This window comes from Sporobacter termitidis DSM 10068 (assembly GCF_900130065.1).
In the GTDB taxonomy this organism is placed as follows: Bacteria; Bacillota; Clostridia; order Oscillospirales; family Oscillospiraceae; genus Sporobacter; species Sporobacter termitidis.
The window spans coordinates 182274-208583 of record NZ_FQXV01000005.1; the positions used below are offsets into that span (position 1 = coordinate 182274).

The window sequence follows — 26310 nt, forward strand, 5'->3', positions numbered from 1 at the left end:
TTCTCCTCCCGTCAGTTGGACGACGTGCCGCGCAGCTTCGGGTCCAGCGCGTCGCGGAGCCCGTCGCCGACCATATTGAAGGAGAACACGAGAACCATAATGGCAAGACCCGGCGCGATGGACAAAAGCGGCCGCATCATCAGATACTTGTAGCCGTCGTAGCACATGCCGCCCCAGGCCGCCGTCGGCGGCAGGATGCCCAGACCGAGAAAGCTCAGCGACGCCTCCGACAGGATCGCCACGCCCATCATCATCGTCATCTGGACGATGAGCGGCGACAGGCAGTTGGGCAGAATATGCCGGAACATGATGCGGGCTTTATGAGAGCCCATGGACCGGCCCGCCATCACATAGTCGTTTTGCTTCACTGACAAAACCTGCCCATTGATCAGCCTTATATATCCCGGGAACAGGGTGATCGCCACGGCGATGACGACCCCCAGCACGCCCCTGTTGAGTATCGAAGCCACGATGAGCGACAGGATCAGCGACGGGATGGCCATCATGGCGTCCGTCAGGCGCATGATGACCGACTGGAGGGCGCCCTCGGCGTATCCCGCCACAAGGCCGATCAGGGTACCGACCGCGGCCGAGAGCAGCACTGTGATGACGCCGACGCTGAGCGCCACGCGGGAGCCGTATATGATGCGGCTGAGCAGATCCCGCCCCAGAGAATCCGTGCCGAGGAGGTGGGTACTGTCCGGCGCGGCCAACACGTTGTGCAGATCCTGCTCGTACGGGCCGAACGGCGCGATAACGTCGGCAAATATGGCCATGGCCACAATCAGAACGACAATAATAAAACCGATCAGGACGATCTTCCGCCTGAAGAAAACCTTGACGAATCTCCTGAACTCGTTGACAGGCGGCAGCAGCTGCTCTTCAAGGATATCGACCTCGCCGCCGAGCCCCGGGGCGTTTATGGAATCCGTTTTCGTCGTCATGCTCCCCCTCCCTCCTAATCATACTGTATTCTCGGGTCCAGCCAGCCATAGAGCAGATCGACGATCAGGCTGGACAGGACGACCACCAGCGTCATAATCACCGTGACGGCCTGCACCACGGGATAATCATGGGACAGCATCGCGTCCACCATCATTTTCCCCATGCCGGGAATGACGAACACGGTTTCCACCACCACGGAGCCGCCCACGACCATCCTGAGCATCGTGCCCTGCAGGGTGACGACGGGCAGCAGCGAATTTTTGATGATATGCCTGAGGATGACCTTTCTCTCGTTGAGGCCCTTGGCCCAGGCCGTGCGGATATAGTCCTCGCTCATGACCTCCAGGACGCTGGAGCGCGTCTGCCGGGCCGTTGTCGCAATGGGCCCCAGGGCCGTGACGAAAATCGGCATCAGGCTCTGCTTAAAGCTCATCCAGAAATCGTCCCAGGGGAGCGTATACCCATAGATCGGCAGCAGCTTGAGCCGGACCCCGAAGAAAAAGATCAGCAGAATCCCGACCCAGAACGCCGGCGCCGTGATGCCGATATTGGCGATGACCGTGACAAGGTTGTCGACAAACTTGCCGCGCCGCACCGCGCTGACGATGCCGAGAATGGGGCCCAGTACGAGCCCGATGACAAACGCGGACAGGCCGATCATCAGCGTGACCGTCACGCGGTTGCCGATCTCCTTGCCGATATCAAAGTTGCGCATGATCGACGTGCCGAAGTCACCCCGTATCATCTGTACAAACCAGTCGGCATACTGGACCGGCAGCGGTCTGTCCAGCCCCTTGTCATGCCTTAAGGCCTCGATCATTTCGGGTGTCGTTTCGGTGAGCTGCGTCTGGGAGATCAGCATTTCTATCGGGTCGCCCGGCAGGAGCCTGATCAAAATAAAAACGGCGATGCTGACGATGACGATGACGACAAACGCGTGGATCAGGCGCCGCACTATGTAAGTGAGCATTTGTACCTCCTTCCCATATGCGTGATGCGAAAGCCGCGCGGACCCGGGGAAGAGGGGGCTTCCGCGCCGTCTTCCCCGGGGCGCCGGATATGGTTTTATTTTGAGGACTTCCAGGCATCCGCCGGCAGGAACATGGTTCCGGCGCCCCACTGTGAAAAGCCTGTGTCGTGGACGTTGTTTTTGATGATGAACGCGTCGTAGATGTTATACAGCGGTATGCAGATCATATTGTCCATGATGATCTTGTGCACATCCTGCAGCAGCTTGTCGTCCGGCTCTATGGCCTGGCCCGCCGCCTGCTCGGCGTTGTACAGCTCCTCCAGGGGCCGCCAGGTGCTGGGCATATAGATGTAGGAGTACGCGCCCGTGGCGTCGTCTTTCTTGACGTCGAAATACAGCCCGAAGGTATTGGCGATTGCCGGGAGCGAGCGTGTGTGCTGCACCAGCATGCCCTCCCAGCCGTTAAAGCGGTAATTGGAGTACCCGCCGGAATCCGGGAACTCCAGCTCGACGTTGATGCCGACGGCCTGCAGCATGCTCTGCACGGCAACCACCATATCCTTGTCGACCATGCCGGGCATGGCGATCAGCTTCGTCGTGAAGCCGTTGGGGTAGCCGGCCTGGGCAAGCAGCTCCTTTGCTTTTTCCGTGTTGTAGGACAGGTTGTAGGAATCCGGCAGATGCGCCCCCCACGTGTCGGGAATGAACTGGGTGGCGGGCGTCAGGATGCCGAAGCCCCTGGCGTCCACAAGGCTCTGGCGGTCGATCGCGTAGGATATCGCCTGGCGTACCTCCAGCTTGGACAGCGGAGAATCCGGGTTGTTGCTGCTGGGCACCAGGGAGACGGGGCCGATGGCCATTTTATCCAGATAAATGTCGGGGCTGTTCAGGGTGATCATCTGCTCGGCGGAGTTGGTGTTCAGCACGTCGACGCCCTGGTCCCCGCTGGCCTGCACCGCGGCGTTCTGCGTCATGACGTCGCGGATGAACACGTACTCGACGCCGTCAAGATAAGGCTTGCCGGCCTGCCAGTAGTTCTCGTTCTTTTCGTATGTAATCCGCTCGCCGCGCACATATTCCTTCAGCTTGAACGGGCCGGTCCCGACGGGGTTCTCCCGTGCCCAGTCGATGCCGTTTTTCTCAAAGGCTTCTTTTGAAATCATGCTGAAGGAGTGGGAGGCGAAGGTGGACAAAATCGTATTGGACCAGTTATCCAGCTGCACCTTGATCTCATAGGGGCCCGTGACGGAGACGCCGGAAATCGCCGGATTGATGATGCCGGCGTCGATGGCCTGCTGTATATTCCACGCGGCGACATCCGCGTTGAAATCGGAGCCGTCGGTAAATTTGACGTCCTGCCGCAGGGTGAAGGTGACGGTCAGGTTCGTGGTGTCGATCTTCCAGTCCGCCGCCAGCCAGGGCTCGATCTCACCGCTCGTCTTTTCAAGCAGCAGCGCCTCGCCGTAGGGCGTAATGAGGTTGACGTCGATCCCGATCACTTCCCACGGCACGCCGAGGGGCGTGGCGCCTTCGGAGGTGTTGACAATTCTGAGGACTCCGCCGTATTCGGGGGCTCCCGAAACGGCGGGTGGAGCGGCGGTATTGTCGGTGCCGGCCGCCGAGGGGCTTGAGCCCGGCACCGGTGAGCTCTGCGTGTTTGCCTTGGTGTCCCTACCACAGGCACCAAGCGTTAACGCCAGGATCAATGCAAGTACAAGTGCCACTGCCTTTTTCACTGATTTCTCCTCCTTAATTCATTGTTCGGACCGGAGCTTTGCATTTCGAATGCAAAAGCCAAAAAAGCATTAAATTCCTCCTTTCCTTCCAGCGTTTTCACTTGAAAAGTCGACCGTGGTTATTGTAAAATAATTCCACAAATTTAAATTGAATGGGGACGCTGCGATGGATTTGTTTTCATTGAACTGCTTCGTCACGCTGGCCGAGTGTTCAAAATTTTATGAAGCGGCTGAAACGCTGCATCTCTCGCAATCGTCGCTCTCCAGGCATATCCGGCTTGTGGAGCAGGAGCTGGGCGTCAAGCTGTTTATCCGCCATTCCTACGGGTCCGAGCTCACCCCGGCAGGGACGGGGCTGCTCCCCTATGCCGAAAACATCATCAGGGAATACGAAAACACCAGACATTTGCTGGAGGAATACCGGGAGAGCCGGGAAAACCGCCAGGTCGCGTACACCCATTCGTTCCTTTCCCACTACCATCTCACCGATATGGTCTTTGACTTTCAAAAAACATACCCCGGCGTACAGCTGGAGCTTCAGGAATTCGACAGCCAATCCGCCCTCCACAGGTTCAGGGACGACCCGGGCTCCGTCTGTATCGTCTTTTCGGAGCGGGAAACGAAGCTTGAAAGCTACGACCAGCATGCGCTCATGTCGGACGATCTTGTGCTGCTTGTCAGCCGGCGGCATCAGTTGGCCGGAAAGGACGCGGCCCGGCTTTCCATGCTGCGGGACGAGCGGTATCTCATCGTGCTCAAAGAACCGTTTCTGCACGCTTTTATCCTCAAGCAGTTCAGAAAAGCCGGGTTGTCTCCGAAAGTCAAGCCTTATGTATTGTGGTACAGCACGATATCAAAGGTAGTCGTCAGGCAGAATTTCGTATCGGTTCTCCCACGGAAAATCGCCGAGCACATCTATTCGCCCGATATGAAAATCCTGGAGCTGAAGGATGCCGACCCATTCTCGGTGCAGCTCATCAAGGACAAAAAAAATACCGCCGACATCTCAAGCCTATTTTTCGACTTTGCGAAAAATTACACGCTTTCGTGAGCTTTAAGCTGAGGTGTTTACGGTAATAATGTACAAATTTAGCTCTCTTATTGCAATCTAAATATGTCAAGTTGCCGTTGAAAATATTGAAAGAGCAAAAAAATAACTCCCGATTAAAATCGGGAGCGGCGGCATATATGTATTCTCAGGAGCGGCTCATTGGCACTCGCCGTTCAGGGAAGCCATCAGCTTTTCGTGTGTTTCGGTCAGATAGACGACGGGGAAAAACATGGAGAGCGTCACCTCGGGATTTTCAACGAGCGGGAGGACGACGACGTTTTTTCTGTCCAGGCAATTCAGCGTGTTCTCGATGATGAGCGACACGCCCTCATTTGCTTTGACACATTCCATGATCGTATTGATGCGCAGATTGCTGTGCGCTTCCCTCGGGACGAAGCCGCCCGATATGCAGGTGTGGACCAGGAAGCGGTACATCAGGCCGTCTCCCTTGAAGAGGAAAAAGGTTTCCTCCTTCAGCTCCGATACGGAGATCCGCGCTCTTTTTGCCAGCGGGTGGTCACGCCCGACGACGGCGACAAGCTTATCCCGGCGGATGGGAAACGTGTACGGATATTTCTTTTCCAGCAGCTCCTCGTAAATAACGGCGACGTCGACGCTGGAGGTGTCCAGCATGGCCTGGATATCCGTCGCGCTGGCCTCCGTTATGGTCATATCGATATCGTCGTTCTGCTTGGAAAAGCCCAGCAGGAGCTCTATCATCCGCGGCTGATGAAAGATCATCGCGGCGTTGACCGCCGTCCGGCGGGTACTTGTGAACCTGTCCATATACAGCAGCAGCTCGTCATATTCCTTGACGATATACTGCAGGCTGGGGTATACGATCCTGCCCTCGTTGGTCAGCTCCAGCTTATTCTGCTTTTTGTGGAACAGTTTGGCCGATAATTCGTCCTCCATGTGGTCAATGGACTTTGACAGCGTGGACGTATTGAGATTAAAAGAGTTTGCCGTATCGGTCAGCTTCTTTGTCGTCGCCAAATTGACGAAGCATTTCATCTGTAAAACAGTCACCGGGCATCCCTCCCCGCAATAGTTCACTCATCCTTTCCAAAATCAAGGATAGACTCCTGTACCATTATAACATGGAATACATTGGAACATCCTTCTTTTTAGCGGCGGGATTTATTACGGCAAGGGAATATCAGCCACCTTTGAAATGCTGCGGCATATCTCGCTTATCTTCTCCTCGTCCAGCCCGCCCAGCATGGCCAGGGCGCCCTCGCCGGCGGCTTCGCGGGACATATCGGTCGTCCTTTCAAAATAGTCCCGTATCAGGCAAAAATCGTCGTAATACCGCTGCGCCGTTTCCAGGCCGGTCCTTGTCAGCAGCACGGAGGAATATTTCTCTTTGGTGATGAGCTTCATTCGCTCGAGCTGTCCCAGCATACCGTGGACGCTGGGCTTGGAAACGCCGATTCGGCCCGCGATATCCAGCGACCGGACCGTATCGTCCCGGGCCAGCTCTTTGATGACGAACAAATACCGTAACTGCGATACCGATAAATTCATACGATTTTCACCTTGCGGCGCGGCGACTGCCGGTCGGACTGAAAGCCGGGCAGCCGGTTCTGGCGGAACAGGTCATAGACCAGCCGCGCGATGGCCGGGTCAAACTGAAGTCCCGCGTTCCGCAGGACTTCTTCCATGGTGAACTCCAGGCTCATCTCCTCCCGGTACGGGCGGCACGAGGTCATCGCGTCGATCGTGTCGGCCACGGCGATGATGCGGGAGCCTCTCGGGATAAACTCGCCGCACAGCCCCAGCGGATATCCGCCCCCGTCCCAGCGCTCATGATGGCACAGCACAATTTTGGCGATGGTCATCAGATTCTTCGACTTGGATAGGATCGTATAGCCGATTTCGGGATGGCGTTTGATTTCCTCATATTCCTCAGGCAGCAGCTTCCCTTGCTTATATAAAATCTGGTCGGAGATACCGATTTTCCCGATATCGTGCAGATGGGCCGCCATATGGATGTCCTCCAGCTCCTCGCCGGATACCCCCATCGCGGCGGCGATTTCAACGCTCAGATCCGCCACCCGCAGCGAGTGGCCCTCCGTGTAGATATCGCGGGCCTCCAGCGCGGCGACGAGACACTCGGTCACGTCGAGAAACGCGCTTCTGTCCAGCCCCTCGTCTCGATATTTCACCAGTTCCCACCCCGTTTCAGCCAGCGTTCTCTATATTATTCAGCAGCTCCGACAGCGAGGATGCGCTGGAGCTGTGCGACCGCAGGACACGGATGCCCTTGCGCTTTGCCGCGCTGACCGCGGTTTCCACCATCGTGTGCGAGACGGTGGATGTGAAAATGATGATCCCGTCCGCGCTGCCGATATGTTTGCTCAGCTGCGGGGTCATCTGCGTATAGACCTTGACGGTATGTCCTCTTTTCTGGCACAGCTCCCTGTAACGGCAGTGCATACACGCATGGCCGCCGACAATAATCAGGCTCATGATTCACCCGGCCGCAAGACGGCGCAGACATGTCCCGCTGTGTAGCCGGCATCGGCGACAGCCTTGCGCAGCGTTTGATCGGGGAGCTCCTCCTTCATGTGGACGGCGGCCTGCTTCCGCCCCAGGTCCACCCTGGCGTAGACGCCGTCCAGCGAATTGAGGGCGTTCTGGACGTGGGTGACGCAGTTGCGGCAAGTCATGCCGTCGATGTTGACGAGTTTTTCGTAGGGGTAATGGCTCAAATCGCTGTCCGAAACCCTGAGCTTTTTCGGCGCGGGGTCGTTGCCGGACCCACAGCAGCCCGAACGGAGATTTTTTCTGTAGCGCAGCACGCCGAAAACCACGGCGGCGGCGATGATCACGCAGATAATTATGGTTGCTGCCATAAGCTCCACCTTTCCTTAATAACTGAAATTGCGCAAAGCCGGATGCTGCCACAGCATCCGGCTTTGCATCCAGAAACGGTTTGAATGCCGGGCGCAGAATGAACCGTAACCCGAATGTGTGTTTTTGTGTCTATTGGCCTGCCTGATGTTTTGCAGCCGCTTTTAATTCGCTTTCGCGGTAACGGCAGGCCGAACAATTTCCGCCGCAGGCGGAGGACGCGGCATCCTCGCCGGCGGAATGACAGGCACCTTTTTCAGCGCACGCCGCGCAAGCGCCGTTTTTCACGAGAAATCTGATTGCCTGTGAAAAGAGCCCGAGGAGAACAATGCTGATGATAATGGTCGGTATACTCATGATATAGCCTCCTTACCGGCGATATCCGATGACAAATACTAGGCTTTATGGGCCAGCTCCGGCAGCCGCGGCGCCGCCTTGCGGCGTGAGGCCGGACGTACCATCAGGAAGATAACCGCCGCTATGACCAATATAGCGATCACCGCGCCGACGCCGAAGCTTGCGCCGGCAAAAATGACGCTGCCAAGCTGATTGGCGATAAACGCGAGGGCGTAGCCCAAAGCGACTTGATACCCGATGGCCAGCATCGTCCACTTGAGGCTTCCCATCTCCCTGCTGGTGGCGCCGATGGCCGCAAAGCAAGGCGGATTGAAGAGATTGAAGAGCATGAAGGAGAATGCGCCGACCTGTGTGAACATGGAACTGATGCCGTCCATCAGAGCCTGGGTATTCTCGGGATCGGAAACTCCGCTCAGCACAGCCAGCGTGCCGATGGCGTTTTCCTTGGCCGCGAGAGCGCTGATCGTGGCAACCGCGCCCTTCCATGTACCGAACCCAAGCGGCATGAAGAACCAGGCGATGGCGTGGCCGATCGCGGCAAGCATGCTGTCGTCCGCGCTTTCAACCATCTGCATGCTCCAGCTGAAGGACGACAGGAACCAGATGAGTCCGCTGGCGATGAAGATAATGGTTCCGGCCTTGACGATGAACGCTCTCGACCGCTCCCACATATGGATGAGCACGCCCTTCGGCGAGGGAAGGTGATACGGCGGCAGCTCCATGACAAAGGGTGCCGGATCTCCCCCGAACATCGCCGTCTTTTTCAGGATGATGCCAGATATGACGATCATTGCGATGCCCAAAAAATACATGCCGGGCGCGATCCACATGGAGTGCGCGAAAAACGTCGTGACGATCATGCCGATGATTACCAGCTTGGCGCCGCACGGCATAAAGGTCGTTACCATGATTGTCATTTTGCGGTCTTTTTCATTTTCAATTGTCCTCGTGGCCATGATGCCCGGGACGCCGCAGCCGGAGCTGATCAGAATCGGGATAAAGGATTTGCCCGACAGGCCGAAGCGGCGGAACAGCCGGTCCATGATAAAGGCGACGCGCGCCATGTAACCGGAATCCTCGAGGATAGAAAGGAAGAAGAACAGGATCAGCATCTGCGGCACAAAGCCGAGTACCGTGCCGACACCGCCGATGATGCCGTCCACAATCAGACCGGTGAGCCAGTCGGCCGCGCCGACGGCATTCAAAGCGGCTGTGGCGCCGTTTGTAATCCACGTGCCGAACAGGGTGTCGTTCGTCCAGTCTGTAACAATCGAGCCGACCGTCGTCACCGAAACGTAGTAGATAAGCCAGATGATCGCGGCGAAAATCGGCAGTGCCAGAAAGCGGTTTGTGACGATCCGGTCGATCCGGTCGGAGGTCGACATCGCTCTCGGCTTTTTGTGCAGGACGCTCCCGATGAGCTGGGCGATATATTCATACCGCTCGTTCGTGATAATGGACTCGCTGTCGTCGTCCAGCGTCGTTTCCACCGGGACGATAATGCCTTCCAGCGCGTCTCTCCGCTCGGGCGGCAGCTGCAGCGCCTCCAGCACCTTGGAGTCCCGCTCGAAGAGCTTGGCGGCATACCAGCGCGCCCGCCCGGGCTCTATGACATCCTTGAAGCAGTCCTCTATTTTTGAAAGCGCGTCCTCCACCCGTTTATCGAACTTGTGCTGGTGGGTGGAGCCCTGCGCGGCTTTGGCGAGCTCGATGGCCTTCTCGGCGGCCTCCATGGAGCCGTGGCCCTTGATCGCCGCCGTTTCCACAACGGCGCAGCCTAAAGCCTCCCCCAGCCTCTGCGCGTCGATCTTGTCGCCCGATTTCTTGACGATGTCCATCATATTGAGCGAAATCACCATTGGGATCCCCAGCTCGGCGATTTGTGTCGTTAAGTAAAGATTCCGTTCCAGGTTCGTGCCGTCAACAATGTTGATGATCGCGTCCGGGCGCTCGTTAATGAGATAGTTCCGGCTGACGACCTCCTCCAGGGTATACGGCGAAAGCGAGTATATTCCGGGAAGGTCCGTGATGATCACGTCCTTGTGACCTCTCAGCTTTCCCTCTTTCTTTTCCACGGTGACCCCCGGCCAGTTGCCCACGTACTGGCTGCTGCCGGTCAGGTCGTTAAACATGGTCGTCTTGCCGCAGTTCGGGTTGCCGGCAAGCGCAATTTTTATCGGCATAACCTATCCTCCTCCATTTTAATCCACATCACAAGGCCGTCTTTCGCGTTATCATATCGCGGCCGCCCCGGCCAGCGGTTAGTATATGCTAACCGCTGGCCTGAAAATATGGGATTAGCGAAAGCTAAACCCATTGGCGGCGCTGAAAAACGGGCCGATACGGCGCGTTTAGTTCACCTCGATATTCTCCGCTTCGGCTTTGCGGATCGACAGCTCGTAGCCGCGCACGTTGATCTCGATCGGATCGCCCAAAGGCGCCACCTTGCGCACGTAGACCTGTGTGCCCTTTGTCAGCCCCATATCCATGATACGGCGCTTCAGCGCGCCGGTACCTACGAGCTTCGTCACCGAAACCGTTTCCCCGCACTTGACTTCTTTCAAAGTCCGCATCTGATACTCCCCCTCGCTATATTTATACGGTTAAAACCCTGCTGGCCAGCGTCTTGCTGATCGCGATCCGGGTCCCCTTGACGCTCACGATGACATTCCCGCTCTGCTCGGATATCACCGAGACCTCGGCGTCATCCACAAAGCCCATGTTTGCAAGAAAGCGCCGCGTTTCGTCCTTGCCGCGGATCGTTTTGATATGAACAACGTCGCCGGCGTTCACAAAGCTCAGCGGTACCGGGGAACGGGAAAACTCCGCCGGCGCATCGCACGCCTCGGAACGAAGGCCCGCATGAGACACTGCATAATTCATCGCCATAAAATATCACTCCCAAAATGCGTCGGTTTAAATCGTTTGCGGCTGGTTAGCATCAACTAACCGTCCTGATGTTAGAATAGTCTTACTTCTCAGGATTGTCAATAGAATGTACCGGGAAAATATAAATTTGTCAATAATGTTATCCCGCCCCATGAAAATTTTTAAAAAATAGTCAAAATTAATAGGCGGACAACCGGGGGATTGTTTTGTTGACGAAGCAACCATAAAATGATATAGTACTTTTATACCTCTACGGGTATCAAAGGAGGTACAGGCATGCGGCAATGTATGGATTCCGACAACCTGCACAAACGCTTGAATAAAATCATGGGGCAGATCAAGGCAATCGACAAAATGATCGACGAGGATCTCCCCTGCGAAGACATACTGATACAGATCAACGCGGCGAAAAGCGCCCTGCAGAAAGTGGGGCAGGTCGTTCTGGAAGGCCACCTGAACCACTGCGTCCGGGAGGGTATCGAGCACGGCGACGCCGACAAAACCATCGCGGATTTTGCAAAGGCTATCGAGCATTTTTCAAGAATGACATAATTAAAGAACAGAAACAAGAGGCAGCTTGCTCCGGCGGGAGCGGCTGCCTTTTTTTGTTGACAGCATATACCCCCATAGGTATAATACATATACCCCCATATGTATACCGAAGGAGTTGGACCAATGCCTGATCTGATTAAGGACGAGGAAAAACGAACCGTCCTGTTTCTAGCCGTTTCCCTGCCCGCGCTGATCGTCAGCTTTTTTGACCTTGGAAAGCTGCCCGTGGACGCGGCGTGGCTCGCCATTGTGCTGTGCGGCATCCCGATCGTCAAGGGGGCCGTTGTCGGCCTTGTCACGAAATTCGATATCAAGGCGGACGTCCTTGTTTCCATCGCGCTGATCGCTTCCGTCGCCATCGGGCAGGTATTCGCGGCCGGCGAGGTGGCCTTTATCATGGCCCTCGGCGCCTGGCTGGAGAGCAGGACGGTGGCCAAGGCCCGGGCCGGGATCGAGAAGCTGGTCCATCTGACGCCGACTGTCGCCAGAGTCGTCCGCGGCGAGGAGGAAACGGTCGTTCCGGCCGAGGAGGTCAAGCCCGGCGATATTCTCCGGGTGCTTGCCGGAGAGACCGTCGCCGTGGACGGCGCCATCGTCGCGGGGCAAAGCTCCATCGACCAATCGGTCATGACGGGCGAGTCGCTGCCGGTGGACAAGAGCGCGGGCGACGAGGTATACAGCGGAACGGTCAATCAATTTGGCACCTTCGATATGGTCGCGCAGAAGGTCGGGGAGGACAGCGCCCTGCAGCGGATGATCCGGCTGGTGGAATCGGCCGACGCCGGAAAGGCGAAAATCGTCGGCATCGCCGACCGCTGGGCGACCTGGATCGTGGTCACCGCGCTGCTGGCCGCCTTCGTCACATGGCTGGCGACCGGAGAAATCATCCGCTCGGTGACCATACTGGTCGTATTCTGCCCCTGCGCCCTGGTGCTGGCCACGCCCACGGCCATCATGGCCGGCATCGGCAACGCCACTAAATACGGTATTCTTGTCCGGGTAGGAGACGCCCTGGAGCGGCTGGCGCAGGTCCGGCGCATCGCGTTTGACAAAACCGGCACGCTCACCTACGGCAAGCCCGCCGTGACAAAAATCCGGAGCTGCGACCCGGCGCTGGACGAGGACGCGCTGCTGGGACTTGCCGCCATATCGGAGCTGCGCTCTGAGCACCCGCTGGGCAAAGCCGTCGTCGATTATTACAGGCAGACTGGCGGACGCCTGCCGGCGCAGCCGGAGGATTTCCGCCTGCTGGCCGGGCGCGGCGTGTACGCCGCCGTCGGCAATCAGGAGATATTTGCCGGCAACGAGGCGCTGATGGCGGAACAGGATATCCCCCTGCCGGAGGCGCTTGTTCAGGCCGCCGCCGAGGCGAAGGCGGAGGGCAGCACCGTGATTTACCTGGCGCGGAACAAAACCGCCGCCGGCATGCTGGCCCTGTCCGACACGCTGCGGTCCGACGCGGCAAAAACCGTGGAGGCCATTCATCAAACCGGCGTTCAGACAATTCTGCTCACGGGCGACGCGCCGCAAACGGCGTCCCATGTGGCGCGCCTGGCCGGCATCGCGGACATGCGCGCCGGCTGCCTGCCGGAGGATAAGCTGGAAACGATCCGAGCGTATCAGAAGGGCGGCGAGCCCGTCTGCATGGTGGGCGACGGCATCAACGACGCGCCGGCGCTGAAAGCCGCCCACGTGGGCATCGCCATGGGCGGCATCGGCAGCGACATCGCCATCGACGCGGCCGATATCGTCCTTGTGGGCGACGATATCCGGGAAATCCCGCATCTGCTGAAGCTGGCGAAAAAGACGATGCGGACCATCAGGATCAACCTGACCGCCTCCATGGCGCTGAACGCCGTCGCCATCATCCTGGCGATCTCCGGGATACTGACCCCGGTTCTGGGCGCGCTCGTACATAACGCCGGCTCTGTCGCCGTGATCATCAATTCCTCCCTGCTGCTGAAGTGGCGGCGCTGAACAGCCGGAGAAAAGCCCGCTTCGCCGGCTTTGAAAGCAGCTGGCGGCAGAAATGAAATCCGCCGCCAGCCAGAATCCAGCCTTTTCCGACAGTTTGGGCCGGCGGGTTCGCCGGCAAGCTACGCGAGAGCTTTGCCTAACGCGACACAGGCCTTGCTCGCCTCCTCGTCGGGCGCTTCGTTGCATATGACGCTCTCGCCGGCCAGAATCGCGCCGTCGTCGGCGCACATTTTCTCCCAGTCCTTCATCCATTCTCCGTCGCCCCAGCCGTAGGAGCCGAACAGCGCGATCTTTTTGCCACGCAGCTTGCTCCGGCAAGAAGAAAACAGCGGCTCGAATTCCGTCTCCTCCAGCTGCTCGGCTCCCATGGACGGACAACCAAACGCGACCGCGTCGTATGAATCCATCAAACCGGCGGAAAATTCCGACGATGGATATATTGTGATTTCGGTACCCGCCGCCTTTGCGCCCTCGGCGACAAGGCTGGCCATTTTTTCGGTGTTACCCGTGCCGCTCCAATAGACGACCGCGATTTTACCCATGAAAATTACCTCTTTTCGTTGAAATTATTGATCAGGCGGCAACGGTCAGCTGTGAAACCGACCTGCCGCAGGAAAACATTTTTTCGTAGATGCACCGGCACTTTTTATATTTCTCGAACAGCGCCGTCGCCGTATATTCATCGCTGTAAACCTTCCAGCAGCCGATGCATTTGCTGTTTTGGCCGGCGTTTTCGATGAAACCTGTGACATCCTCCAGCGGATAGCCCAGAAAGATGCCAATTTCATGAGGGAATTCCCCGCCGGCGTCAAAGCGGCGCTTTAAATGCGCAAGACAATCGGCGGCAGCACCGGAACGATATCCGTACCGGGACAGGAATTCCGGCACGCCGTCCTTTCGCAGGTCCTCTTCCAGCCGCGATTTCCTGTAGACGTAAAGCAGGGCGCGGAACCCCTCGACCTTCAGCGCCTCGATGAAGACCCCTTTGCCGTTCAGCAGGCGGCCGCATGCCGCGAGGCTCCGCTCCAACCCGTCCTTGTCCGAAAAGGCGTAATTGAATAATCCTGCCGTCTTGATGCCCGCCAACGTCGGAGAACAATATCTGACGAGAAGCTGCTCCATCCACGCCCTCCTTTAAAGGCATTACGGTTTTCTCAATTGCCCTGCCGCAGGGATTAATGTTAGAATTGTCTAACATTAAGTTAGAGGTTTCTAACATTTACATAATAGCAAACCCTATCCCGTTTGTCAAGACAGTATCGCCGCCGAAAGACCTATTCCGCCGCCGGTGCCTGAGTGCTCCTGTACGCGCTCATAAATTCCTGCATGGCGCGGATGGAGTCGCTGCTGATCACATGCTCGATGGCGCAGGCGTCCGTGTCGGACGTGTTGAAGTCCAATTTGAGCACATCCATAAAAAACTGTTGGATAGTATGGTGTTTATTCGAGGTGAACTCGGCCAGCTCCCGCCCCTCCGGCGTCAGGAAAATCTCGCCGTATTTTTCGTTTTTGATCAGGCCCTTGTCGGACAGCGTCGCCATGGCGCTGTTGGTGCTGGCTTTTGTAACGCCCAGCCGCTCGGCGATATCGGATACCCGTGCGCCGGTTATTTCATTTGAAAGCTCATAGACCGCTTCAAGATAATTTTCCATGGTAAACGTCAGCTTATTCCCCATGCATTTCCCTCCTCATAATTTCCGGCCGCCTTTGGCGCCGGGCGCTTTTCGATATCTTACAAGAGAAAAACCAGGCTGATTCAGATATTATATTCTTTTTTCATAATAAAATAAAGAGAAAAAAACGCCGATAGGCCAGAGCGCAACGCTGCCTCGGCGTTTGACAGCGGCGGGAGGTTATGCTAAATTTCTCTCAGGCGCTCTCATAACGGGAGGGGGTTTCATGTCCGATTCAAATATAACGAGGCTGGCTTTTGCCGAAGCCTTAAAAAGGCTGATGACAAAGACAGACTTCGGCAAAATTTCCGTGAAGGATATTGTGGATGACTGCGGACTGACAAGGCAGGCGTTCTATTATCATTTCAAAGACAAGTATGACCTGATGAACTGGATTTATTATACCGAGGCCGCTCGTTTCATCAGTACCTGCGGCAATGTGGAGCATTGGATGGACGGTCTGGCCGATCTGTGCCGTTATATGCAGCAGAACAAGGCATTTTATATCAACGCCCTCAACACCACCGGGCAAAATTCCTTTCAGGAATATCTGCACGATTATATCCGCGATATCTCCATATCCGTCATAGAAAACGCCCACCGCCGGGAATTCACGGAAGAGAAATGGGGCTTCGTCGTGGAATTCATATCGACCGCCTGCGTCGGCATGATGGTCCGGTGGGCCAACGACGGCATGAAGGAGGACCCGGGGGCGTATATCGCGAAGCTCCGCGGCATCTTTGACGGGAGCATTCTTCATGAGCTGGAGGGGCAGCCCGGGGAGACGCCGGCGGAGGATCGTGCCACGCCGGACCTTTAGTCCGCGCCGCAGGGCCGCATACCGCGCAGTATTTCCAGCAACGGTTTCGTCAGCACGTCTTTTGCCCTGATGTACGCGCCGTAAAGCCACTGGGTCAGGTTGGCAGGCAGGCTGCCGCCGTCGGAGAAAATCTTTTGGTTGATATTTTGTATGTCGCGCTGCCACTCGAAAGTGAGCAGGGGCCGCCCCCGCTCTCCCCGCGTATGACAGGCGAAGTCGTACACGGCATCCCTGCACGCCTCCGGGACGCCTTCCTCGGCGATATACACGCCGAAAAGGCTGCCGGTGCCGATGGCGGCGCCGATATATTCCGGGGCGGTCACCAGCTTTGCGGTGTCCTCATTGTAGCGGACATGGTAACCGTACAGGCAGCGGTTTTTTCTCAGCAGCCGGTGCGCCTCGCCAATATCTCCGCGGTCAAAATCCGGGCCGTCCGACTGTACGGAGACCACCGCGTTATGGATTTTCCCGAGCGCTTCCGCTGTTTTTTCAGAGATCAGGGCGGCGGATACCTTTAAGATGAACAGGCATTCCTCGAAGCTTTTCGCAATATCGCATACGGCGGGGATGTCGCCCTTGTTTTGCGGACAGGCGATATAGGTATAAATCCCCAGCTCCCGCCCTTCTTTTATCAGCTGCCCCATCTGATGAAAATAATCGGGGCCGGGGTCGGAAATGTCGAATATCAAAAGCCACGGCAGGGGCAGCCCAAAGGAATCCCGCTTTTTTCGCAGCTTGCCGGCCCCGTAGATCAGGCTGCTGTAGCCCAGATTCAGGCCGACCTTTTTAATCGCGTCGTTATTCACGTTGGAAACCATCCGCGCCACCAGCGCGTTGTAAGGGTTCCCGGGATTGGCGGCGATTTTTTTCGCCGTATTGAAAAACCACTCCTGGTTTTCGCCGTTTGAAAAAAGCAGACCCAGATCGATCAGATTTCTGATGCTTCGCCGCGTATTGCTTTTCATATCCTCCATCGCCTTGCTGACGGCAATATTGATCGTCTGCCTGACAAGCCGGTGTTCCATCTCCAACATCAGCCAGCTCCTTTCGAAAAACGAAATAATCATCGCTTTTTCAATGTCTGGAATTCATTATATCATAGCTTTAAAAAGCTATGATATATGGCCGTTCGCGCTCGGAGAGCGCGAGGCCTTTAAATCTAAGCGCGTGAGCGCGCAGCGCTCGCATGCACGATATAATGAATTTTTAGAATTTATTATATCATAAAATATATCCCGATGCCGAAACGGTCTCTATTGACAGACAGCCGCATATGTCAAGTTTTTTTACATATGCTACTTTTGTCTAAATACTCATAAAATTCGATATGGTACACTTCACCATAGATAATTTTAATTGGAGGCCGTATCATGAACAAGATAATCGGTACCGCGGGAATGAAGCTGGCATATGGCTATCTGAATTCCAATCCCGAAAAGAATATTCCCAGACTTATGAATCTGGTAGACCGCATGGACAGAAAGAATACCATGGAAAAACAGCGCAAAACATGCCGTGCGGCCATCGAAGATAAAAACAACAACTGGTACAAACTGATTCTCAGCATGTGGCCTGACGTCGCCCCAGGTGTGCGGCGGGCTTTTTTTAATAACTTCATACTGAACGAAAACTTCATCGGCTTCCCTTTACAGGCGGCCAGCCGCGAAAAATACGGCTGCAACATCCCGTGGGCGATCCTGATGGACCCCACCTCCGCCTGCAATCTCAAATGCACCGGCTGCTGGGCGGCCGAATACGGCAACAAGCTGTCGATGAGCTATGAAACGCTGGACGACATCATCCGTCAGGGAAAAAAGCTGGGGGTATATCTTTTCATCTACTCCGGCGGGGAGCCGCTCGTACGCAAAGCCGATATCATACGCCTTTGTGAAAAGCACAGCGACTGCCAGTTTCTCGCGTTCACCAACGGCACGCTGATCGACGAGGCCTTTACCGACGAGATGCTGCGCGTTAAAAATTTCATTCCCGCCATCAGCATCGAGGGCTTTGAGGAGGCGACCGACTTTCGCCGGGGCGAGGGCACATATCAGGCGGTCGTCCGCGCGATGACGCTCCTCAAGCGGAAAAAACTCATCTTTGGCGCCTCCCTTTGCTATACGCGGTATAACACCGAGGTGATCGGCAGCGAGGAATTTTTTGATTTCCTCGTCGACCAGGGCGCGAAATTCGCGTGGTTTTTTACCTATATGCCGGTGGGCGCCCACGCCGTGCCCGATCTGATGGTAACGCCGGAGCAGCGCGAGTTCATGTACCGGCAGATCCGCCATTTCCGCCAGACAAAGCCGCTGTTCACCATGGATTTCTGGAACGACGGCGAATATACCCAGGGCTGCATCGCCGGCGGACGCAGATACCTGCACATCAACGCCGCGGGCGACATCGAGCCCTGCGCTTTTATCCACTACGCCGACTCCAGCATTTACAAAAAGACGCTGCTGGAGGCGCTGAAATCCCCCTTGTTTATGCAATACCATAAAAATCAGCCCTTCAACGGCAACCACCTGCGCCCTTGCCCGCTGCTGGATAATCCGACGCGTCTCATAGAGATGGTGGAAGCAGCCGGCGCGGCGTCGACCGATTTCAGCGCGCCGGAAGACGTACGAAGACTTGGCGGCAAGTGCATGAGCGCCGCGGAAAAATGGGCCGTGACCGCGGACCGGCTGTGGGGCGAATCCCACACCTGCGCCGGGTGCGCCGGGTGCGCTGGCTGCGCGGTACACGCCGAAGAGTCTGAAATAGCTGTTGAAGCGGAAACCGCCGCCGGCTGAAAATGACGGTAAAATACTTTTTATGGTTTATCGCCTACAGTTTTCTGGGGTGGTTTTACGAGTCCGCCGTCTGCTCGCTGCATGACCGCCGCCTTGTCAACCGCGGTTTCCTGAACGGCCCCTTGTGCCCCGTGTACGGTTTTGGCGCCCTGGCCTCCATCCTCGTACTGGACCACAGGACGGACAATGTCCTCGTCCTGTACCTTGCCGGCATGCTTTTGACCTGTACGGTCGAATATATCACCGCCGTGCTGCTTGAAAGGCTGTTCAACGCGAAATGGTGGGATTATTCAAAATACCGGTTCAACCTGAAGGGCCGGGTCAGTCTCTTGGGCGCCGTTGTTTTCGGGGCGCTGTCCGTGCTGCTGATCAAATATATCCACCCTCTTGCCGGCGGCCTGATCGACCGGCTGCCGGATTGGCTGCAGCTTGCCCTGGCGATTGGTTTGTTTGTGCTCGTCCTGGCGGACTTATACGTGACTGTGCGGCATCTCGTGAAGCTGAACGACAGGCTGAAGGAAATACAGGCGGCGATCAACGGCTTTTTGGAGCCCCATACAAGATGGGCCGGCGAGCTGAGAGACGCTCTGCTGAGCAGATTTGAGGAAAGCGATTTTTACAACGATCGCATTAAAGCGCTGTTCAGCCTGAGCCGCATTCAAAACATGCGCCTCGTCAAGGCCTTTCCAAATCTGCGGTCTTTGAAATATAACGACGCGCTCCAGCGGCTGAAGACCATGCTGGTGGGCAAGGGAAGCCCGCGGCAGCCGAGTGCCGAGACGGGCTGTGAAGAAGAAGTCAATATATCAAAAACGGGCTGAAATCTATCAGCCCGTTTTTTGCCGAATGTCCTTATTGGCGCGCTGCCGAAGCCGCTTTCCTGCGCGAGTATTCGTACAGCGCATCGCGAAACGAGCGGGTGCAGCAATCCATTGTGTAGTGGAAAAAGCAGGGCTTGCCAGGCTGCATGAATCTGTCGACGAAGCTTTTGGCCTCGGCGCGCAGCTCCTCGTCGGTCTTGTTCTCCCTGCTGATCTTCGGGTCCACGCCGACGAGAATTTTATCACCGTACAGCTCGTAGACCTTCTGCGTGTCGACGATGGTCTGGGGGAACCAGGAGTCCCAGCCGGCGGCGATCATGTTCGGCACCTGGCGAAGATTCTGCCCGCAGGAGTGGAAGTCGCAGGATTTGCCCTTGCCGTGCAGGAAGTCCGTCACGCGGCGCATGTGCGGTACGATCATCTCGGCGCAGAGCTCCGGGGAGAAAAACGTCTCCTTCTGGGAGCCCCAGTCGTCGTGGATGGAAAACCCGTCCACCTCCGGATAGGCTTCGATGCAGCGGCCCAGAATATCGATGTACAGATCGGACAGCCTGACGAAGAACTCGTTCACGGCGTCCTTCTGGTCCTCGTCGTACAGCGCCATCAACGCGCCCTCAAAGTCCAGCATGGAGATCAGCCGTTCAAACCAGCCGGTGAGGAACGTAATGGTGTTGTAATTTTCACTTTTTAAGTACGTCTCGTTATTTGCTTTGGCGCTGCCCTCCCAGTCCCACGCGGCGGGGTCCGGCCAGACGAGCTTTTGAAGCAGCGCGCCCGCGTCCTCGGCAAAGGGCTTTCCGGGGCGCACCATCGAACCGCCGACGGCCGGGACAAACTCCCATTCGATGCCGAACATATCCGGCACGGTCCCGTCCGTGACCGGCTCGAATTTCTGGGCCTCGAACACAAACGCCCGGGCGGCGTTATCGGGGATCACGGCCGGCGTCATCATCTTCTGGTCGACGCCGAACATCTGCCAGTAAGGCTCTTTTCTGTAGGCCGCCTTCATTGCCTCTTTCATGGAGCACGGATAGGAGTACACCGGCGTTGGGGGCAGCCCCCACATGCCCGGGTCTTCGCGCACAATGACAAGTTCCCTGCTGTCAAATTCGGGTACGCTCATTTCCGTCACTTCTTTCCTATTTTGAATAATTTCCTCCGGACCGTTTGTACAGTTCCCCGCCTGAAAACCATATCTCTGCACATACCCCCAATCATTTTATAACTTATAACGCCCTCGCCCCGTACCGGTCGGCCAGGAAGAAGTAGCAGGAGGACGACCAGGCCGACCAGAACAGGCCGCGCTCGCCAAAGGCTGTCAGGCTGCGGTCCTCTTTGCCGGTCAGGGCGTTGTGTATGTGGAAAAAACCGTGCTCCCTGAGCGCCGCGCAGTACTTTACCGCCACGGCCCGGGCCAGGTCGCTCCGCGCGCAGGCCTCAAAGGCCAGGCACATGAGAAATTCAGCGGGTGTGATGACGCTGCCCTTCGTAAAACCGTGGGCGAAGTAATCGCTGGCCGGGCTTTCCGTCGCCAGGCCGTAGGGCGTGTCGAAGCCGTCGGGACCGAAAATATAAGCCAGGCTTTTATCAATAACCTCCTGCGGCAGCTTTTTCCCCAGCACCAGCGGAAGATAAAGCGGGATGGTGGCGGAATCCGACCGCTGCCCCGTTTCGGCATTGAACGCAAACCAGCGTTCGCCGTCCCAGAATTTCTCGACGATTTTCCGGGTCAGCGCGTCCGCGCGCGCCTCCCAGGCGGCGCACTCCGCCTCGGGCCGGCCCACCTCCCGCCCGAGCCTTGCCACGGCGTCCATCTGCGCGGCCAGAAGCGCGTTCAGGTCAGGGCTGGCGCAGGGAAAGCCGACGTTAAAGTACGGCGCATCTTCCCAGCCCGTTTCGATGAGGCTCTGGAATTCCGCCAGGCCGTCCTTGTCCTTGTCCCGGAATTTGAAAAAGTACTCCGTCCACCGGATGAGCCCGTCCAGTACCCGCTCCTTGCTCTCGGCGGGAACGTCGGCGAGCTTGCCGTTGTCCATCAGCCAGAGCAGCATGAGGCCGTGCACCGGCGGCTTCAGCCCCTCGTTGGGGAGCGCCTTAAAGCCCAGGGCGTCCGTCAGCCGGCCGTTTTTATCCTGATGGTCGAAGCCGGAGCAGAAAACCTCCCACGCAAGCTCCGGGTCCCGCGACAGCCAGACGGCCTGCATGGGCTGCTGCCAGACGAAGGCCGCCTCAAAGATGCCGTGCACCATCTTCACCATGGTGTGCCGATAATCCGACTCGCCGTCCGGCTCCACGATCATGCTCCAGGTGTACCAGAGCGCCTGCAGGCGCTTCGGCTCAAAGGCGGCGGGAAGACCCGGCATCACGCGGGCGCAAAAATCGTCAAAGTCCGCTTTGACCGATTCGACGCAGTCTTCATAGGAGGGATAGTCCGCCCGTGGACGCGGTTCGGGATCGACCATGAAGTCCTCAAGGGCCAGCCGGATATCGCCGTTTTGATCCGGGCTCAGCTCCAGATACGCCGGATATGCTTTCAGCGTACCCCCCAGGGGCTTCACCAGCAGCCGGGACGCCCGGAAATCCACAAGATACGCGCCCTCGCCGTCCAGCAGGTTCACAATGCCCGGCGACAGGAACTTCAGCGTCGGCGTAATCCTCAGGCTGATCCCGTCTGTGCTGGTGCACATAACGAGCCGCCGCGCACCGATACAGAAACGCACCGCGCCGTGGTTCGTCTCCAAAATCACCTCGTAGGGTGTCGTTGAGATGACGCAGGGCAGCGCCTTCCCATTCTTCACAGCCTCCAGCTTCACCTGGCGGAAGCCGTTGGGCGTGTTGAAGCTTTCCACGCCCCCGCCGAGGATCCTGCAGTTGCACAGCCAGAGCGTGCATTTTCCGAACAGGTTTTCCCCGGCGTTATCGTTGGCAAAAGCGAGATAGGAGCCCCTGCGGGAATACGGTGCGTCGAGCAGATCGACAAACAGCTTGCTTTGAATCATGGCTCTTCTCCTTTCAGCGCGTCGGACGACGCGTTTTTATGACATCGCGGCTGTGCTTCTACCCCGGGTCTCGCGCCGGAGCTTTGGTCGCTTCGGCCGCCGGCGCATTGCGCAGGATGCTGCTCAGCACATTGCGGCAGCAGCGCCGGAGGTCCTCCTCCCCAAGCGCGCCGGATTTGAGCCCCTTTAAAAGCGCCCTTCTGTAGCTGCGCCGGTAATCGTCCAGCCACTTTTTCGTGGCGATGGTGTAGCCGGCCTTCTCCAGCCCCTCGAGGATGCTGACGGAATGACGCTCGTTGACCTCGCCGCTGCCTGTGCCGCCCTTGGCGGTCATGCCGGCCCCGGCGCCGTACAGCGCGAGCTTCTGGGGCACCATCGGCAATACCCCGCTGTTTTCCAGCAGCACGATGCTCTCGGCGGCCGCCCTGCAGGCAACCCGGCGGTTGTCCCGCTCCCGCTGCGTCTCCTCCGCCGAGGCCCGCGCCCTTGTCCTCGGTTCCATATAAATATGCTTCCTCCCTTAAATTGGTATAATAAGTACATTATACGCCCCGCCGCCTGATATTCAAGAATAATGAGGGCAAGGTCCATGCTTGACTTTTGCGCGCTTTACGGTTTAACTGAATAGTAAAAGCATATACCGGAACGGGCGGATATAGAATTCGTCCCGGCGGCGGTGTGTCGCTATATTGGCTTGCATTTTCCCGGGAGGACATTTCATGGCGCATCCATCGAAATCAGTTATAGATTACAGGGCCGAGCACTACCGATTTTTTGCCCTGTCGTTTCTTTATAAACCGAGCCGGGCGCTGGTCCGGCACTTTCTGAGCGTGGCCGCCGGAGCGCAGACCGGGGATGACCGGCCGGACGTGGCGGCGCTTTGCAAAGCGCTTTCCGGCGCGGCGGCGCTGGACGACAAGGGCTGGGCAGCGCTGGGCGGCGAGTATTCCGCGCTCTTTGAGGGTACGGACGGGCGGTTTCTGCCGCTGTGGGAATCGTCCTTTATCGAGCGCGGCGTCCTGTTGAACGAGACGACGCGCCGCGTCAAACAGCACTACAGGCGCCGGGGCGTCAGGCTCCGCGCGGCGTCCTGCCAGCTGGAGGACCATATCGGCGTTGAGACCGCCTTTATGTACCATCTGATCACGGCGGGCACGGACTCTTTTAACGATCAGGAGGAGTTTCTCCGCGCGCACCTGCGCACCTTCGGGGAGTCTTTCCGCAGCATGCTTCAGGCACAAATGGCCGGCGGCTATTGGGCGGCCCTCAGTGACTATTTCGCGGCGTTTCTCCGGGCGGACCTGTCCTTTCTGGGGTCGGCGCGGACGTCTGTACCGCCAGTCCAGCTCCCGGAGGATAGAGAATTCCTATCGGCTTTGTTTGATATCGCAGGCCCGGAAGAGCTTGAAGAGCCGCCGTTAAGGCGGGTACCGGTCTCCGGGACGAATAACTGCGGCGGGCGGTGCCTGTTTTACGCCCGGGTGCAGGACGGCGCCGTCCTGCGCCTCGACGGCGGCAGGCAGAAGCCCGAAGTGTCCGGCGAGGCGCAGCTTCCCTGCGTGCGCGGCGCCGGTTACCGGCAGACGTACCTGAACGCGTCGCGCCTGCGCTATCCGATGAAGCGCGCCGGCCGGCGCGGCGAAGGCCGCTTTGAGCGGATTTCGTGGGACGAAGCGCTGGATGTTCTGACCTTTAAAATGAAGGACATCAAGGACCGCTACGGCCCCGCTTCGCGTTATGTCAACTATGCCACCGGCGTTGCCGGCGTTATGCGCGGGGACAAGCTGGCGCGGCACCTGTTGGCGCTGGACGGCGGGTATCTCGGACTGTACAACACCTACAGCTCGGCCTGCGCCGAAATCGCAACGCCCTACGTCTACGGGACGCTGCAGACCGGCAGCACCTCCGACACGCTCCCGGATTCAAAACTCATCATCCTCTGGGGGCACAACCCTTTGGAGACGATCTTCAATCCGATGACGCGCCGGGAGCTGATGCGCGCCAGGAAGGAGGGCGTCCGGATCATCGCGGTCGACCCGCGGTACAGCGACTCCGCCAGGCTGTACGCCGACGAGTGGATCGGCCTCCGCCCGACGACCGACGGCGCGTTCATCGACGCGATGGCCCACGTCATCCTGACGGAGGGCCTGCAGGATCAGGCCTTCATGGACGCCTGCTGCCTGGGCTTTGACCGCGGCCATATGCCCGAGGGCTATAAAGACGCCGAAAATTATGCAGACTACTGCCTGGGCCGGTCCGACGGCGTGCCGAAAACGCCGGCGTGGGCATCGAAAATCACCGGCGTCCCCGCCGAGGTCATCGCGGGGCTCGCGCGGGAATACGCGCGCAGCAAGCCGGCGGCGCTGCTGCCGGGTCTGGGCTATCAGCGCCACGGCAACGGCGAGCAGGCCGTCCGGGGCCTCATAATGCTCGCCTGCCTGACGGGCAACGTGGGCGTGCGGGGCGGCAACGCGGCCGGGCTGGGACACGTCCGCCAGCACCGCCTGCCATCCGCCGGGATCGCCGCGAATCCGCTGGGTCTGTCCATCCCGTCCTTCCTCTGGACGGATGCTGTCGCCCGAGGCACGGCGCTGACGGCAAAGGACGGCGTCCGAGGCGCCGGGCACCTGCCCGCACCCGTTAAAATGATTTTTAATCTGGCCGGCAACGCGCTGCTCAATCAGCACAGCGACGTCAACGCCACCGCAAAAATACTGGCGGACGACTCGCTCTGCGAGTTTATCGTCTGCTCTGACGTCTTTATGACCCCCAGCGCGAAATTTGCCGACCTGCTCCTGCCGGGCACCTCCCTGTTTGAGACGGAAAACATCTGTTCGCCGTGGGACCAGGGCAACTATCTGCTGTACAACAGCGGGGCCGTTCCGCCGCTCTTTGAATCACGCTTCGAATACGGCTGGCTCAGCGAGCTGGCCGGGCGGCTTGGATTGAAGGGGGATTTTACCAAGGGACACGCAACGGCGGCGGATTGGCTGCGCGGCAGCTACGAAGAGGTCCGCCTGGAAGAAAAAGAACTGCCGCCTTACGACGTGTTTAAACAGTCGGGCGGCTGGCAGTATAAAAACAACAAAAGCTTTGTGGCGTTTGAAAACGAGGTCCGCGACCCGGCAAACCATCCATTCCCGACGCCCTCGGGGAAAATTGAGATATTTTCTCCCCGGCTGCACGATATGAGCCAGCCGGACGATATCCCGGCTATTCCAAAGTACGTCCCCAGCTTCGAGGGGCCGGCGGACGAAAAGCGCGCGCAGTATCCGCTGCAGCTCATCGCCTGGCACATGAAGACGCGCTGCCATTCGATCCACTTCCACGCCGATCCCCTGGACGCCGGAGAAGAGCAGGTGCTCTGGATGCACCCGGAGGACGCCGCTGTCCGGGGTGTCACCAGCGGGGACGAGGTGTCCGTCTGGAACGGCCGGGGCAAGGCGTACCTCAAGGCGCACATCACCGACAGGATCGTCCCCGGCGCCGTGGCCATGCCGCAGGGCGCCTGGTACAGGCCGGGACTGGATGGGACCGACCTGGGCGGCTGCATCAACGTCCTGACCACCCTGCGCCCCACCCCTCTGGCCAAGGGCAATCCCCAGCACTCCAACCTCGTCGAGGTCGCCCTCCGCCGGGCGGAGTGAACGGCTTTGTGCTTGCCGTCAGCATTTTATTCTGTATTTGAATATCGTAAAGCTTTGCAGGATACAAGCGAATTTTGTAAACGGCTTTGAACAGATACCGGCAGTCAGCGGATATCCCATCAGCTGGCTGCCGGTATTTTTATTTAAAGTATGTGGATTTCTCCTCTTGCCTGGCCATATTTTACCTCGATTATATACCGGGCGGATGTGCTTGGCTGCCTTAATTTC

At 57.8% G+C, this 26310-nt stretch carries 26 protein-coding genes; 7 read left to right on the top strand and 19 right to left on the bottom strand.

What is annotated here, in order from left to right; all coding sequences use genetic code 11:
- Positions 1-11 precede the first annotated feature (11 nt).
- From BUB60_RS09005 to BUB60_RS09015, 3 genes are all read right to left on the bottom strand, one after another.
- Positions 12-944 carry an ABC transporter permease gene (locus tag BUB60_RS09005; protein ID WP_084726363.1) on the bottom strand — a complete coding sequence of 311 codons (933 nt, stop codon included), beginning with the start codon at positions 942-944 and terminating at the stop codon, positions 12-14.
- Between the two features lie 14 nt (positions 945-958).
- Positions 959-1915: an ABC transporter permease gene (locus BUB60_RS09010; protein ID WP_073077943.1), complete on the bottom strand. Its 957-nt coding sequence runs from the start codon at positions 1913-1915 to the stop codon at positions 959-961.
- A 95-nt stretch (positions 1916-2010) separates the two neighbouring features.
- Complete coding sequence (locus BUB60_RS09015) at positions 2011-3651, bottom strand: ABC transporter substrate-binding protein (protein ID WP_159435374.1); 1641 nt, start codon at positions 3649-3651, stop codon at positions 2011-2013.
- Between the two features lie 166 nt (positions 3652-3817).
- Here BUB60_RS09015 and BUB60_RS09020 point away from each other — a divergent pair, with 166 nt between their 5' ends.
- Positions 3818-4702 carry a LysR family transcriptional regulator gene (locus BUB60_RS09020; RefSeq protein WP_073077947.1) on the top strand — a complete coding sequence of 295 codons (885 nt, stop codon included), beginning with the start codon at positions 3818-3820 and terminating at the stop codon, positions 4700-4702.
- A gap of 156 nt (positions 4703-4858) precedes the next feature.
- Here BUB60_RS09020 and BUB60_RS09025 read toward each other — a convergent pair whose 3' ends face one another.
- From BUB60_RS09025 to BUB60_RS09065, 9 genes are all read right to left on the bottom strand, one after another.
- Positions 4859-5731, bottom strand: coding sequence for a LysR family transcriptional regulator (locus BUB60_RS09025; RefSeq protein ID WP_143162311.1), 873 nt, complete (start codon positions 5729-5731; stop codon positions 4859-4861).
- Positions 5732-5845: 114 nt separating this feature from the next.
- Positions 5846-6229 (bottom strand): metal-dependent transcriptional regulator, encoded by a 384-nt coding sequence (locus BUB60_RS09030; protein ID WP_073077951.1) that lies wholly within the window; start codon positions 6227-6229, stop codon positions 5846-5848.
- Positions 6226-6870: an HD-GYP domain-containing protein gene (locus BUB60_RS09035; RefSeq protein ID WP_143162312.1), complete on the bottom strand. Its 645-nt coding sequence runs from the start codon at positions 6868-6870 to the stop codon at positions 6226-6228. Before BUB60_RS09035 ends, BUB60_RS09030 begins: the two co-directional genes overlap by 4 nt.
- A gap of 16 nt (positions 6871-6886) precedes the next feature.
- Positions 6887-7174 (bottom strand): DUF2325 domain-containing protein, encoded by a 288-nt coding sequence (locus tag BUB60_RS09040; protein ID WP_073077955.1) that lies wholly within the window; start codon positions 7172-7174, stop codon positions 6887-6889.
- Positions 7171-7560 (bottom strand): heavy-metal-associated domain-containing protein, encoded by a 390-nt coding sequence (locus BUB60_RS09045; RefSeq protein WP_073077957.1) that lies wholly within the window; start codon positions 7558-7560, stop codon positions 7171-7173. The genes BUB60_RS09040 and BUB60_RS09045 overlap by 4 nt, the downstream gene beginning before the upstream one ends.
- A 130-nt stretch (positions 7561-7690) precedes the next feature.
- Positions 7691-7915, bottom strand: a complete 225-nt coding sequence (locus tag BUB60_RS09050; RefSeq protein WP_073077959.1) for a hypothetical protein — start codon at positions 7913-7915, stop codon at positions 7691-7693.
- 38 nt (positions 7916-7953) lie between these two features.
- Positions 7954-10098, bottom strand: a complete 2145-nt coding sequence (gene feoB / locus BUB60_RS09055) for a ferrous iron transport protein B (protein WP_073077961.1) — start codon at positions 10096-10098, stop codon at positions 7954-7956.
- Positions 10099-10266: 168 nt separating this feature from the next.
- Positions 10267-10488, bottom strand: a complete 222-nt coding sequence (locus BUB60_RS09060) for a FeoA family protein (protein WP_073077963.1) — start codon at positions 10486-10488, stop codon at positions 10267-10269.
- A 22-nt stretch (positions 10489-10510) separates the two neighbouring features.
- Positions 10511-10804: a FeoA family protein gene (locus BUB60_RS09065; protein ID WP_242941176.1), complete on the bottom strand. Its 294-nt coding sequence runs from the start codon at positions 10802-10804 to the stop codon at positions 10511-10513.
- 276 nt (positions 10805-11080) lie between these two features.
- Here BUB60_RS09065 and BUB60_RS09070 point away from each other — a divergent pair, with 276 nt between their 5' ends.
- On the top strand, positions 11081-11356 hold the full coding sequence (locus tag BUB60_RS09070; RefSeq protein ID WP_073077965.1) for a metal-sensing transcriptional repressor: 276 nt from the start codon (positions 11081-11083) through the stop codon (positions 11354-11356).
- A gap of 123 nt (positions 11357-11479) precedes the next feature.
- Positions 11480-13333, top strand: coding sequence for a heavy metal translocating P-type ATPase (locus tag BUB60_RS09075; RefSeq protein WP_073077967.1), 1854 nt, complete (start codon positions 11480-11482; stop codon positions 13331-13333).
- Between the two features lie 119 nt (positions 13334-13452).
- Here BUB60_RS09075 and BUB60_RS09080 read toward each other — a convergent pair whose 3' ends face one another.
- The 3 genes from BUB60_RS09080 to BUB60_RS09090 form a co-directional block, all read right to left on the bottom strand.
- Positions 13453-13875 carry a flavodoxin gene (locus BUB60_RS09080; protein WP_073077969.1) on the bottom strand — a complete coding sequence of 141 codons (423 nt, stop codon included), beginning with the start codon at positions 13873-13875 and terminating at the stop codon, positions 13453-13455.
- A 31-nt stretch (positions 13876-13906) separates the two neighbouring features.
- Positions 13907-14455 (bottom strand): DUF3793 family protein, encoded by a 549-nt coding sequence (locus BUB60_RS09085; RefSeq protein WP_073077971.1) that lies wholly within the window; start codon positions 14453-14455, stop codon positions 13907-13909.
- Positions 14456-14607: 152 nt separating this feature from the next.
- On the bottom strand, positions 14608-15009 hold the full coding sequence (locus tag BUB60_RS09090) for a metal-dependent transcriptional regulator (RefSeq protein ID WP_073077973.1): 402 nt from the start codon (positions 15007-15009) through the stop codon (positions 14608-14610).
- A gap of 223 nt (positions 15010-15232) precedes the next feature.
- Here BUB60_RS09090 and BUB60_RS09095 point away from each other — a divergent pair, with 223 nt between their 5' ends.
- Positions 15233-15826 carry a TetR/AcrR family transcriptional regulator C-terminal domain-containing protein gene (locus BUB60_RS09095; RefSeq protein ID WP_073077975.1) on the top strand — a complete coding sequence of 198 codons (594 nt, stop codon included), beginning with the start codon at positions 15233-15235 and terminating at the stop codon, positions 15824-15826.
- Here the strand turns inward: BUB60_RS09095 and BUB60_RS09100 are convergent.
- The gene (locus BUB60_RS09100; protein ID WP_073077977.1) at positions 15823-16860 is read right to left on the bottom strand and encodes a hypothetical protein; all 1038 of its coding nucleotides are present in this window, start codon (positions 16858-16860) and stop codon (positions 15823-15825) included. The two genes, BUB60_RS09095 and BUB60_RS09100, sit on opposite strands and share 4 nt — an antisense overlap.
- 336 nt (positions 16861-17196) lie before the next feature.
- Here BUB60_RS09100 and BUB60_RS09105 point away from each other — a divergent pair, with 336 nt between their 5' ends.
- Positions 17197-18615: a radical SAM protein gene (locus BUB60_RS09105; protein ID WP_073077979.1), complete on the top strand. Its 1419-nt coding sequence runs from the start codon at positions 17197-17199 to the stop codon at positions 18613-18615.
- A gap of 2 nt (positions 18616-18617) precedes the next feature.
- On the top strand, positions 18618-19436 hold the full coding sequence (locus BUB60_RS09110; protein ID WP_073077981.1) for a putative ABC transporter permease: 819 nt from the start codon (positions 18618-18620) through the stop codon (positions 19434-19436).
- Positions 19437-19467: 31 nt separating this feature from the next.
- Here the strand turns inward: BUB60_RS09110 and BUB60_RS09115 are convergent, their stop codons facing one another.
- The 3 genes from BUB60_RS09115 to BUB60_RS09125 all read right to left on the bottom strand — a co-directional run bounded on the left by BUB60_RS09115 (position 19468) and on the right by BUB60_RS09125 (position 22937).
- A complete protein-coding gene (locus BUB60_RS09115) occupies positions 19468-20559 on the bottom strand; it encodes a uroporphyrinogen decarboxylase family protein (RefSeq protein WP_073077983.1) in 1092 nt (363 codons plus the stop codon).
- A gap of 103 nt (positions 20560-20662) precedes the next feature.
- Positions 20663-22435 carry an MGH1-like glycoside hydrolase domain-containing protein gene (locus tag BUB60_RS09120; protein ID WP_073077985.1) on the bottom strand — a complete coding sequence of 591 codons (1773 nt, stop codon included), beginning with the start codon at positions 22433-22435 and terminating at the stop codon, positions 20663-20665.
- A gap of 58 nt (positions 22436-22493) precedes the next feature.
- Positions 22494-22937, bottom strand: a complete 444-nt coding sequence (locus BUB60_RS09125; protein WP_073077988.1) for a glycoside hydrolase family 3 C-terminal domain-containing protein — start codon at positions 22935-22937, stop codon at positions 22494-22496.
- 217 nt (positions 22938-23154) lie between these two features.
- On the opposite strand from BUB60_RS09125, the gene BUB60_RS09135 reads away from it, so the two are divergent.
- Entirely contained in the window at positions 23155-26082 is a 2928-nt protein-coding gene (locus BUB60_RS09135) for a DMSO/selenate family reductase complex A subunit (RefSeq protein WP_084726365.1), read from the top strand.
- Positions 26083-26310 lie beyond the last annotated feature (228 nt).